Annotated in this window: 8 protein-coding genes; 2 read left to right on the forward strand and 6 right to left on the reverse strand. The window is 34.1% G+C overall.

Features of this window, described 5'->3' with window-relative positions; translation table 11 throughout:
* Positions 1–75: 75 nt before the first annotated feature.
* The 5 genes from SLW70_RS02770 to SLW70_RS02790 all read right to left on the reverse strand — a co-directional run bounded on the left by SLW70_RS02770 (position 76) and on the right by SLW70_RS02790 (position 7,423).
* Positions 76–591 (reverse strand): phosphoheptose isomerase, encoded by a 516-nt coding sequence (locus SLW70_RS02770; RefSeq protein ID WP_320890453.1) that lies wholly within the window; start codon positions 589–591, stop codon positions 76–78.
* A 52-nt stretch (positions 592–643) separates the two neighbouring features.
* On the reverse strand, positions 644–1,771 hold the full coding sequence (locus SLW70_RS02775; protein WP_320890454.1) for a glycerate kinase: 1,128 nt from the start codon (positions 1,769–1,771) through the stop codon (positions 644–646).
* 40 nt (positions 1,772–1,811) lie between these two features.
* The gene (locus tag SLW70_RS02780; protein WP_320890455.1) at positions 1,812–3,431 is read right to left on the reverse strand and encodes a sodium:solute symporter; all 1,620 of its coding nucleotides are present in this window, start codon (positions 3,429–3,431) and stop codon (positions 1,812–1,814) included.
* Positions 3,432–3,450: 19 nt separating this feature from the next.
* Positions 3,451–4,761: an amylo-alpha-1,6-glucosidase gene (locus tag SLW70_RS02785; protein ID WP_320890456.1), complete on the reverse strand. Its 1,311-nt coding sequence runs from the start codon at positions 4,759–4,761 to the stop codon at positions 3,451–3,453.
* Positions 4,762–4,822: 61 nt separating this feature from the next.
* Complete coding sequence (locus SLW70_RS02790) at positions 4,823–7,423, reverse strand: TonB-dependent receptor (RefSeq protein ID WP_320890457.1); 2,601 nt, start codon at positions 7,421–7,423, stop codon at positions 4,823–4,825.
* A gap of 164 nt (positions 7,424–7,587) precedes the next feature.
* Here SLW70_RS02790 and SLW70_RS02795 point away from each other — a divergent pair, with 164 nt between their 5' ends.
* Positions 7,588–8,625, forward strand: coding sequence for a LacI family DNA-binding transcriptional regulator (locus SLW70_RS02795; protein ID WP_320890458.1), 1,038 nt, complete (start codon positions 7,588–7,590; stop codon positions 8,623–8,625).
* 93 nt (positions 8,626–8,718) lie between these two features.
* On the opposite strand, the gene SLW70_RS02800 is transcribed toward SLW70_RS02795, so the two are convergent.
* A complete protein-coding gene (locus SLW70_RS02800) occupies positions 8,719–11,019 on the reverse strand; it encodes a chondroitinase-B domain-containing protein (RefSeq protein WP_320890460.1) in 2,301 nt (766 codons plus the stop codon).
* A gap of 188 nt (positions 11,020–11,207) precedes the next feature.
* On the opposite strand from SLW70_RS02800, the gene SLW70_RS02805 reads away from it, so the two are divergent.
* Complete coding sequence (locus SLW70_RS02805) at positions 11,208–11,921, forward strand: ribonuclease activity regulator RraA (protein WP_320890461.1); 714 nt, start codon at positions 11,208–11,210, stop codon at positions 11,919–11,921.
* Position 11,922 lies beyond the last annotated feature (1 nt).

Below are 11,922 nucleotides of genomic sequence, written 5' to 3' on the forward strand. Positions count from 1 at the left end.
CCTAATCAATAATCCTTAAAAACCACCTCAACTCCCCTTAAATTAAGAATTTCATTTATTTAACAAAATAAAAAACTACCTTCCAAAATCATCCTGAAGTCTAACAATATCATCTTCATCCGAAGGCTGATTTAAATCTGTATGTTGCCAAATTTCAGCTACAATACCCCATGAATCCAAACCAATTAAACGATGACGTTCTCCTTTATCCATTTGAATAAAAGACCCAGAACTTAATTCTTGAATCTCACCTTCCTCATCGGTCAAACTTGTTTTTACTCCAACAACACCACTGATTACTTTCCAGATTTCTGACCTTCTAAAATGGTACTGCCATGACAATCTTTTGTTTGGTGCAACAACCAAAATCTTTGGACTCAATTTATTTGTAATTTGAATATCCTCCATTTCAAGATTCGGAAAAAACATTTTTGCAAAAACAGCAGCTTGACTTTCATCTATTACAAAAAAACCTCCCCAAGGCCTAGTTTCATCTTGTTTGATTATCTTAAAATTATGATTATTTAAATCTGCTGCAATGATTTCAAATACAGCCTTTTTATCCATTGTAGGTAAAATATTGAAGTTCATTTTTATTTATTTCTTTAGTTTAATATCTAAAAGTCTAATTACTGAAAGATACTTATTTCTCACCATAGGTTTCCAATAACTGACAACTTAATTTTTTCAAGTAGTGAGGAGCATTTTTAATTGCCTCCTCGACAGCAACACCAAGCCCCATAATAGAAACCACATCTTTAGGTTTCAAATTGCTTTTTATTAACGCTTCATCCTTCACCACCCCTGCAATAATAAAAAACGGAATTTGAGCTTGATTTGCTCTTTCGCTAACACCTTTGATAACCTTACCTTCAATCGTCTGTTTGTCAACACTACCTTCTCCTGTAATAATTAAGTCGATAGTATCATCTAAAAGTTTATTAAATCCTGTTTGTTCCATTACAAAATCGATTCCTGACTGCATTTTCGCATTCAAAAAACAAACAGCTCCCGCGCCTAAACCTCCTGCTGCCCCAGCTCCCTCCATTTCTCCTACATCCATATTCAAATATTTAGAAACTTGTTTGCTAAAATTATACAACCCTGCATCCAGCATTTCTATCTCTGCCGCAGAAGCTCCTTTTTGGCTACCATAAACAAAAGCCGCACCATTAGGTCCATAAAGTGGATTTTTTACATCGCAAACCACAGTAACATTAACATCTTTAATATCAAATAGCAACTTTTGACTATCAATAGAATTGATATAAATCAGTTCTTCTCCAATGGGCACAATTTCTTCCCCAGACTCTGAATAAAATCGATAACCTAATGCTGATGCCATTCCAACTCCTCCGTCATTTGTAGCGCTTCCACCAATGAACAAAACAATATTTTTGAAGCCTTTTTTTATGGCATCTAAAATTAATTGCCCAGTTCCAAATGTAGTGGTATGACAACAATTTCTTTTACTTTCTTCCAATAACTGCAAACCTGAAGCATTTGCCATTTCTATAAAAGCAGTACTTTCATTATGCTTATAAGTAGTTGTTATATCTCTAAACAAAGGATCTTTTACCATTACTGAAACCGACTTGAGGTTGAAATGATTTTGCAAAATAGTCAAAGTCCCTTCGCCACCATCTGCTAATGGATGTTTTATCGTTTCGATTGCGGGATTGTATTGATGAATCCCTGCTTCAATAGCATTACAAACTTCCATTGCTGAAAGTGAACCTTTAAATTTATCTGGAGCTATTACTACTTTCATTTTTATAATTTTTTTGTTGCCTTTACAATTTACCTTTTCATTAAATCAACGATAATAGCGAACGTAAATTCAAACTAATTACCAGTATCACTACAAAAAATGAAGCAAGAATTAATACATCTTTGGACAAAACATCCTTTTTTTCGATTTTAAATTCGATATTAAAGTCTTCATTTTTAGCAGATTTAGACAACGAACTAAAGACTAATGCCAAAACAAATGTCAAGACAAAACCAGTAAGATTAAACCAAATCCAGAAAATATCTTCGCAAAAATATTTAATCAAAACATTGATGACAACACCTCCAATAATCCCAACATTCATCCCAATATAATTGACTCTTTTGACCAAAATAGCAATAATAAACGTCGCTAAAATAGGCCCGTAAAACTGTGATGAAATGGTATTGATTAATTCAATTACTGTTCCTCCGCTATCTCCAAAAAGGTAAGCCGAAGCAATACATACAAATCCCCAAAATACGATAGAAATTTTTGAATATGCCATGTACTTGGCTTCACTCAATTTTTCTTTTCCTCTATTAAAAAGATCTTCCACTGTTACTGCTCCCAAGGAATTTATAGTGGAACTGATAGATGACATCGCTGCAGATAAAATCCCAACAATCAGCACTCCAATTAATCCATGTGGCAAATATTTGATAATAAATACTGGTATCATTAAATCAGGTTTAATGCCTGATTTTGCAAATTCTACAGGATAGTGTTTTTGGGTCATGGCTGTAATATCACCTAAAAAATCTGGTGTTAATTGTACCAATGCACCTATAATTAGTCCCATTACACAATAAGTCAATACCACAGGAAATCGCAACAAACCATTGGCTAACAATATTTTCTTAGCCGTTTTTTCATCTCTAGCCGACAGTAAACGTTGCGCTTGTGTTTGATCCGTACCATAATAAGAAAGGTACAAAAATAATCCCCCTAACACCATTGGTAAAAAACCATAGGTATCACCATTGAGCCCTAAATTAGGCAAATCAATTACTTGTAATCTTTCACTATCAAAACCTGTAAATGCAGGATTTTCACCCAACAAATTCCAGCCATAAACAATACAAATTATCAATCCTCCAAAAAGAATCATCATTTGGATAGCATCACCCCAAACAACAGCTTTCATCCCTCCCATAAATGAGTAAACAATGGTAATCACTGTAATCAATAATATAGTCCAGTGAAAACTTATATTCAAAACGGACTGCAATATAATCGCAATGGTATAAACCCCTACACCTGTTGATAATGAGCGGCTAATTTGAAAAACAATACTTAAAACAATACGCGTTGAAGTCGAGAAACGTCTTTCAACAAATTCGTAAATACTTACAATATTAGCGCGATATAAGGGCGGAACTATAATTAAAATAATTCCAATCATAGCCAATGGAACTGCCAACTCAAAGGTCAACCATTTCATTCCACCTCCTTGCGCCAAACCAACAAAGGCAGGAGCAGAAATAAAACTAATTGCAGAGAGTTGGGTCGCCATGGCAGATAAACTTAATGGAAACCACCCCATGCTTTTACCTCCTAAGAAATAATCTTTAGCATCTTTATTTTCTTTGAATAAAAAGCCTAATCCTAGAAAAGCAATTAGGTAAACGAAAACCACTGTATAGTCTATCCAGTTCATAATACGTTAATTTAAAAAATTAATTATTTATCAAATCCAAATACAAAGCAGCGCTCCAGGAAAAATTCCCTCCTCCATAGCCCTTTTGCTCCACTTCATAGGCTGCTTTCATTGGATTAAAATACTCATAAAAACCTACTTTTGATAATAATTCAATACTATCTGATTTTACTCTTGCTGCAATATCATCATATCCATAATCCAGCAATCCGTAATACAACATCCAGTTTAAATTAATCCAAACCGGCCCTCTCCAATATTTTTTAGGATTGAAACGTTCGTGTGTTGGATCAAAGGAAGCACATAAATACATATCATCACCCCCAAATTTATCCATCATCGTTTTTATTATCGTAGCAGCTTGTTCTTTGGTTGGAATACCAGCAAACAAAGGCGAGAATGATGATGAACTTACAAATTGTATCGGTCTTTCGTTTCTTAAATCATAATGTATATAAGCACCTAACTCATTGTCATATAATTTTTCATTAAAAGAAGCCATACTTTTTGCTTGCCATTGTTCTAATTGTGCAACTTTATCCTCATTTCCACCAATGATTTTATACAAATCAATTAAGGCTTCATTGGATTTAATCAACATTGCGTTAAAAAGCGGATCTTGAACTAAAAACGGTGACAACTCAGCAATTTTAGCATCATCATAGTTATGTTCTTTTGCAATATCAATTATGTGTAAATAATGATCGTATTCTCTTTTTGATGGCCTTTGCGAAGCATCAACATGAGTGGTATCACGGCGTTCAAAAGTATATTCTGGCGGATTCATCGTCTCCCAAATATCATCCCATAAAGGCGAATTATCTGTTCCTGATTCCCAGTTGTGGTAGATGTACACCAAGCCTTCATTTTTCGGGTCTCTATTTTTATAAAAATAGTTGTGGTTGTCGTATACTCTACCAATATTTTCCTTAATGAAGTGTAGTACATCCGTCTTATCCTTGGCAATTTTATACATTTTTTCTAATGTAAAACCCAATACAGGCGGCTGCGTCATACCGGTTGACGGGTATTGCTTGTTAGAGAGAGGATGTAACTCGGCTTGGTGAAAATCTGGACCAGGGAAATAAGAATCACTTTTTTGATGAAAAACAATATGGGGAATAAAACCATTACTCCATTGTGCGTCTAGTAGCGTTTTCATTTCCGCTTTTGCTTTTTCCATATCATAATGAGCAAATCCAAGCGCTATAAAACCAGAATCCCATTTCCATTGAAAAGGATATAAGCCTTTACAAGGAATTGTATAACCTCCAGCTTGAAAATTGTCATTTAAAATATCTTGAGCTTCTTTTTTTAAATCAGTAGCCATAACAGTTGTTTTTTATTTAAGGATGCTCTTCTTTCAAAGAACATCCTTATGTATTATATTTTTAGAAATTGAAGGTCAAGCTCATTAAAGCTGTTCTTGGGATAATTGGTCTTCCTACGAAAAATGCCTCATCTGTTTGATTGTCTCCAAGTCTAGGAGAACCTTCAGTAATTCCAGCTGAATTCATTAAGTTAAAACTTTGCGCTCCTATACGTAATGTCTCATTATCTTTTCCAAGGTTGAATGTGTATCCTAAACTTAAATCGACGATACCAAATCCTTGTAATTTAATGGTATTAGAATCGTTAGTATATTTATCACCTGCATAGCTATAATCAAGGTTGGCATCAAAATTTGATTTGTCATAAGCCAATCCTAATTTAGACATTACATTAGGCTGTCTTGCTAATTTATTCCCTACGAAGGTTGGGTTATTTTCAGATTTGGTCAATTCATGTTTTTGATAAGTCAAAGTACCATTGAAGCTGAATCCTGGCACAAATCTCCAATTCCAAGTAGATTCAATACCATATGATTGTGTATCTTGTAAATCCACTTTTTCGATAAAACTTCCTGAGTTATCTGGGTTATTGATAAATTGAATGTTTCTTCTATCATATAAATTAGCAGAATAAAGCGCAACCGTTCCTGACAATGAACCTTTTCCATATTTAATCCCTGCCTCAGCTTGAACAATTTTCTCTGGAGAATAAGATGATGGTTTCCCTTTTGCATCAAATTTTATAGAACGTAATTCTGGAAAGAAATATCCTTTTGAAAAGTTACCATAAACACTTAAGTCAGTATTTACTTTATACAAAGCGGCCAATGAAATAGCATAGTCATCAGTAGCAACTTTTGCTCTTTGATATTCACCTGTTCCCCAAACCACATTATCCATATTGTTGATTCCCGTATTAGCTACTTTAAATGAAGCTGTTTTTTCGTTTTCAACAGTACCTGAAGCTCTTTCGTGTCTTACACCAATATCAAAATTCCAGTTTTCTAATTTAATTTGGTCTGTTAAGAAGAAAGCCAATTTGTCACTAGTAATATTTTTGTTTAAATAACCTGTACCTCTATTAGTAACACCGTTAATTGTATAACCTGAAAGGTTGATTAATTCTGGACTGTTATTGTATTCACTCAAATAACTAGTTGTCACATTCATATCACCTGCTGATGATCTAGACATAAAAGTTCCAGCAGTTACGGTATGATTCCCAATTTTGTTAATTAATTTCACTTCTGAAACCAATTCATCTAACGGACGTACTCTATCAATAATTCTGTTTTCAAACAATAAAGCGTTTGCAGCCAAAGGAGTTCCATTCAAGTAGGTGAAATTCCCAGAAGTCAATCCTCTTGCATCTTTATATTGTTGTTGTGTTTCTACAACTTTGAAATTAGCAGGATTTAGTCCACTACCATCAGTAAAAAAGTTAAATTGATGTTTGTAATTTGATTTTCTGATTTTAGCATCAACTGAAAAAGAATCATTAAATTCATGAACAAAATTTGTCATAAAGTAACCTCCTTTGGTAGCCACTCCATCTTTGATGTTTGACTTGAAAATCCCGTTTGGTGTAGCGTATGAGATATCCGCAGCTGCAGCCGTTTGTAACGTCATGATTTCTTGACCATTATTCCCAATAGGTCTTTCTCTTGAACCTCCTTGTAATGGGTAAGGCAAAAAGAATTGTACTTTATCATCAATCACTTGTCCTGAGAATGTGATAGAACCTTTTTTGGTTACTTTTTTCACATTACCTCTAATTTGGTATCCTTCAGTAGGCAATCCTGTTTTGATTGGCCCTTGGTCGTAACGGTAAAAACCAGTAATAGCATAAAACAAATCAGAATCTTTCCCTCCTAATTGACCACTTGACAAGAAATCAGCTTTGTATCTAGAATTTGTACCTACTTCCATTTTCAAAATGTTCTTAGGCGTTGCTGAACCTGTAACACTTGTATAGTTAATAATACCCGCTACTGAACCTGCACCGTATAATACTGATGAACCTCCACGAATAAATTCCAAACCTTTTACACCAATATCTGTTCTAAAATAAACATCATGCGCAGATGAATTCAGTCCAAAAGTGGATAATACCGGCATCCCGTCAATTTGTAATGGGTTAAATTGAAACTGTCCACCAGAAGGCAAACCTCTAACGAACACATTCGAAGCAACCTCACCACCACCATTCTCAGTAGTAATTCCTGGCACACTTCTCAAGATGTTAGCTTGACTACTAGTATTAATTTTAGTCATTTCTTTTGCACTAATTGAAGTAACTGAAACAGGAGTCTCTTTTTGAGAACGTTTTACAGATGTTGCTGTTAAAACGACTTCATCAAGTGTCTCAATACTTTCTTTTAGAACAAAATTCACAACCGTTTGTCCGTTTAGTTTAACTGTTTTGGTTTGAGGAAAATAGCCAATGTAAACTACTTTTAGTTTTTGTTCGCCCGTTAATTTAGTTGTAAAGCTATAATTACCATCTAAATCGGTAGTCGCTCCTACATTAACTCCTACTACAACAACATTAGCCATTGGAATTGGATTGTTCTTTTCATCGGTCACTGTACCTTTTACAGTGGTTTGAGAATAGGAATAGGTTCCTATTAACAGCAAAAATACTTTGATATAATTTTTCATAACGCTGGTTGATTAAATTAATTTTTGTGGTTATTTGTTCAGCTAATTTATAAATCAATCCATCCTTTTGATACTTAAAATTTACCGAAAATCAATGCAAACGTTTGCGGAAACGTTTGCGAACAAAAAAATATTAGTTACTTTTACAGAGAATATACTAATATATGAGCAAAAAAAATATTATTACCCTAAAAAAAATAGCGTCTGATTTAGAATTATCTATTTCAACCGTTTCACGTGCCTTGAACAACCATTCGGACATTAGTGACGAAACCAAAGAGCTCGTCAAAGCCTATGCAGCCAAAGTAAAATACGCTCCAAATCTTTTTGCCAAAGGTTTTCGGTCACATAAAACCAACATAATAGGAGTAATAATTCCAAATATCGAACACCCTTTTACGGCGACTTTATTAAGAGGAATTATCTCCAGCGCCGAATTAAACGGCTATAAAGTAATTATTTGTGAGTCATTCAATAGTGACCAAAAACAAGCTGAATTATTAGAAACCATGATTCAATTTGGTGTTGATGGCGTTTTATTATCATTAACCAAAAAAACGAAGAATGTCGATGAGATTCTTGAAATGATGAAACATATTCCGCTTATTTTATTTGACCGAATTTCGAATAAAGTACCCTGTACCCAAATCATTATTGACGATGAGGATGCCGCTTTTCAGGCAGTAGAACATCTCATCAATACAGGTAAAAAAAGAATTGCTATCATCAAAGAAACAGATAGCTCCAATGTGTCCGAAAGAAGATTTCAAGGCTATTTAAGAGCCTTACGAAAACACAAAATAGAAATTGACGAAAGTATTATACTTAGTTCTGAAGACTTGTCTATTGAAGAAGGAAAACGACAAACCACTATATTATTGAGTCTGCAAAATAAACCCGACGGCATCTTTACCATTATCGACGAAGCAGGTATAGGCGCTATCAAAGAACTCAAAAAAAATAAGATAAAAATCCCTGAAGAAATTGCAGTAGTAGGTTTCAGCAACACGATTTTAGCAAGCATTATCAAACCTAAATTATCCAGTATTGACCAACCAGGAAATCGTATCGGAGAAATAGCAGTTAAATATCTAATTGATGAAATCAACAACGAAAACACCGTCAATCACAAAACAATCGAAATCAAAACCAATTTGATTGTTCGTAAATCGTCATTCAATCCATTAAAAAATTCCAAATAAAGTTGTTGTAATAAAAAAGGATTCCTGTTTTCACAGAAATCCTTTTAACTAAAAAAAAAAACTATTTATAAAAAACTAATTTAACTACTAACCTTAATACATCATTTTTTGTTTTAAATTCTCTTCGATTTTAAACTCACCTGAATTTTTGATATTATTGTCTTTTGGAGCTTGCCCTTTTTCTCCCCACAACAATGCTATCAATGTAACTGGGTTATTAACAAAACTGTTTTTAGCAATAGACACGTTCACAATACCTCTAGTTTTTACTAAAATCCCTGTTGGCTCCTCTTTTCCAGAATTAGTAACTGTGTTATTTTCAAAAACTAAATTACCCCCAATTGTAGATTCATCATATCCCCCACGGTAATAATCTAGAATACTAGATTGAATTGCATCAAATTTAGAATTCTTAATATAGACAAACTCTGCGTTATACTCTCCTAAATCTTCATCTTCATCCGCTAAACGAATACCTCTTTTACAATTTTTAACAATAGAATTATCAATAGAAATAGTATCCGCAAAAGCATCTTTGTAAGCGTTTAACACCGTGTCAAATTCATTAATTTCGACATTGTTTACCCATAAATTGTAAGCGCTTTTCATATTTTTTTGTAAAGTAGCAAAAGCATATTGCTCTTTATTTCCTTTTAAAATCATGTTTTCTAATCTCAAATTCCCTTTTGGTTCCATTAAGAAAACAGGACTTTTAGCTTCTCCTTTATACACAAGAGTTGCTTTTGATTTTTTATCTTTTGCCTTAATCGTAACCGATTTATTGATGACCAAAGAAGCATCTAATGCATAAACTCCTTTTTTCAATTCGATAATAGTTCCGGCAGTCGCTTTATCCAAAGCACTAACCAACTCTTTAGTATTCGTTACTTGGACTGTCTTTGGAGCTTCTGTAGCTGTTTTTATTGGAAACCAATTTGTCCCATAGTCTTTAACATCTATACTCCCTTTCTTTTTATTCACTGGCAAAATAATTGCACCAACAACATTAGCTGCCTCTCTATCATTTCCAAAAAGATCTTTTTTGATATTTTCGAAATCAAACCCTTTATAGTCTGAAGTTTTGTTTACTGTAGGAACATACAACCAATCAGACATTTTAGCAACAGTGATACTTTCTGTTTGAATTCCTTTGTCTTTAACATCACTATTATTTGGACTGTTTAGAATGTTATTTTTAAACAATACCCCATCCACTTTGTCATACGCTTTAATTGGGAAGTCATTTGGCGTTTGATTGTAAATTATGTTATTTGCCACTACAATTCTATCAGGTCTAGCTGAACGAATTTCTTGTGCTGGCAAAACATCACTTTTATTCATATTGGCTCCAACACTAAACTGCCAAGGAGTAATACAATCAACAAAGGTATTGTAGGCAATCACCGCATCTGTTACTTGATTGTATCGGTTTTGTGGTGATTTTGGAACACCATTCATAACCGCTAATGCGCTACGAAACTCTTCTCCTTTTATTTTATAAAAATAATTATTTGTAATCCAATGACCTGTATTTACTACACGTACACCTCCCATAAAATCAGAGTTTTCATCACCAATAAAAATATTCCCATCGATAGTACAGTAATTACCATGACGCAATACTAATGACCCTTCTGATTTATAAAAAATGTTGTTTCTATATTCGTTGTTGTTAGATTTGTTCGAAATAATCTCAACCTCACCATCACATCTTTCAAAAAAATTATTCGCTATTAAAGTAAATGAGGGCGCCATCGAAGTGCCACTATCTCCAACCTGAATTGTCTCACCATGTGGTCCCCCTTTTCTTGGACGTGGCCCAAAATGATTGTTTGTTATCTGGTGATGATTATTAATATGTTCATTCCCTTTTAAAATAACCATAATCGTTGGTCCTTGGTTTGATTTCCCTGTAATATAACAGTGGTCCAATTGATTGTTTCTTCCCCAGAACTCTACCCAATGATCATCTCGCACTCTATTTAATTGTGTGAAATCTTCGATCACACATTGACTTACTTTACAGTGATTAGCAATATTCTTTTTATCAATATGAAAGTCTATTACTGTAGCCGATGGCGTATATCCATTTTTGAAATACAATCCTTTAACCTCAAGATAGGTACCGCCAAGTTTTAAGTCTGAAACTCCTTCAATCGTTACTTTTCCAACTGTTTCAGCACGCAAAACTATAGGAGCCGTAGAAGTTCCATTCCCTGTAAATTTAATCTGAACATCTTTCCAAACTCCATTGGCCAGAATAATTTCGTCTCCAGCTACCGCATTTTTTATTGCAGCTTGCAATTCTGCTTGATTATTTACTTTGATACTTTTAGCATTTCCGTTGAATGCAAACAATAAAAAAGCAACACTTAAGAAAAATAATTTCTTCATTATAATTATAATTTTATTAATTTTTGAACACCAAATTAAAAGATAAACAGTAAATTTTGACCTTGTATAAAAATACTTTTAAACAAATAGTATACCTTTACAAAAACCAAATTGGTTTACCAGTTTGGGTTTCCAAATATAAGCATATTTATTTATTATCACACCATATTATTTAAAAAAAAACTAAAATGAACGGATTATCAATAACTACAAGGGAAAAACTAAAAACGGTAAGCACCCCAACTATAGCAAGCTGTTTATATAAAAGAGGGTTTAAAAACCAATCCATACAAGACGTTAGACCATTAAAGGCAGGAAAACCAACAATGGTAGGGGAAGCCTTTACGCTACGATACATTCCAGCTAGAGAAGACCGTAACCCAATGAGTATTTTTAGAAACGCAGACCACCCCCAAAGAGTCGCCATTGAAACCTGTCCTCCAGGAAGCGTATTAGTTATCGATAGCCGCAAAGACGCTAGAGCTGCATCGGCAGGAGATATTTTAGTCACTCGATTAATGATGAGAGGAGCGGCAGGAATTGTAACCGATGGCGGTTTTAGAGATTCGGCCTCAATTGCCAACTTGGATTTTCCATCGTACCATAACCGCCCATCGGCTGCTACAAACTTAACATTACATGAAGCCTTAGACATTAATATACCTATTGGATGTGGCGATGTTGCCGTATTTCCAGGTGACGTCCTTGTAGGTGATGAAGATGGCGTCATGGTTATTCCTGCACATATAGTAGATGAAGTAGCTGATGAATGTATCGAAATGACTCGCTTTGAAAATTTTGTTTTAGAAAAAGTAGCCGAAGGCAGAACCATCATCGGACTCTATCCTCCTACTCATGAGCAGACCTTAGTAGATTATGAAGAATGGAAAAAGAATCAATAAA

The sequence above is a fragment of the Flavobacterium sp. NG2 genome (assembly GCF_034119845.1).
GTDB lineage: Bacteria > Bacteroidota > Bacteroidia > Flavobacteriales > Flavobacteriaceae > Flavobacterium.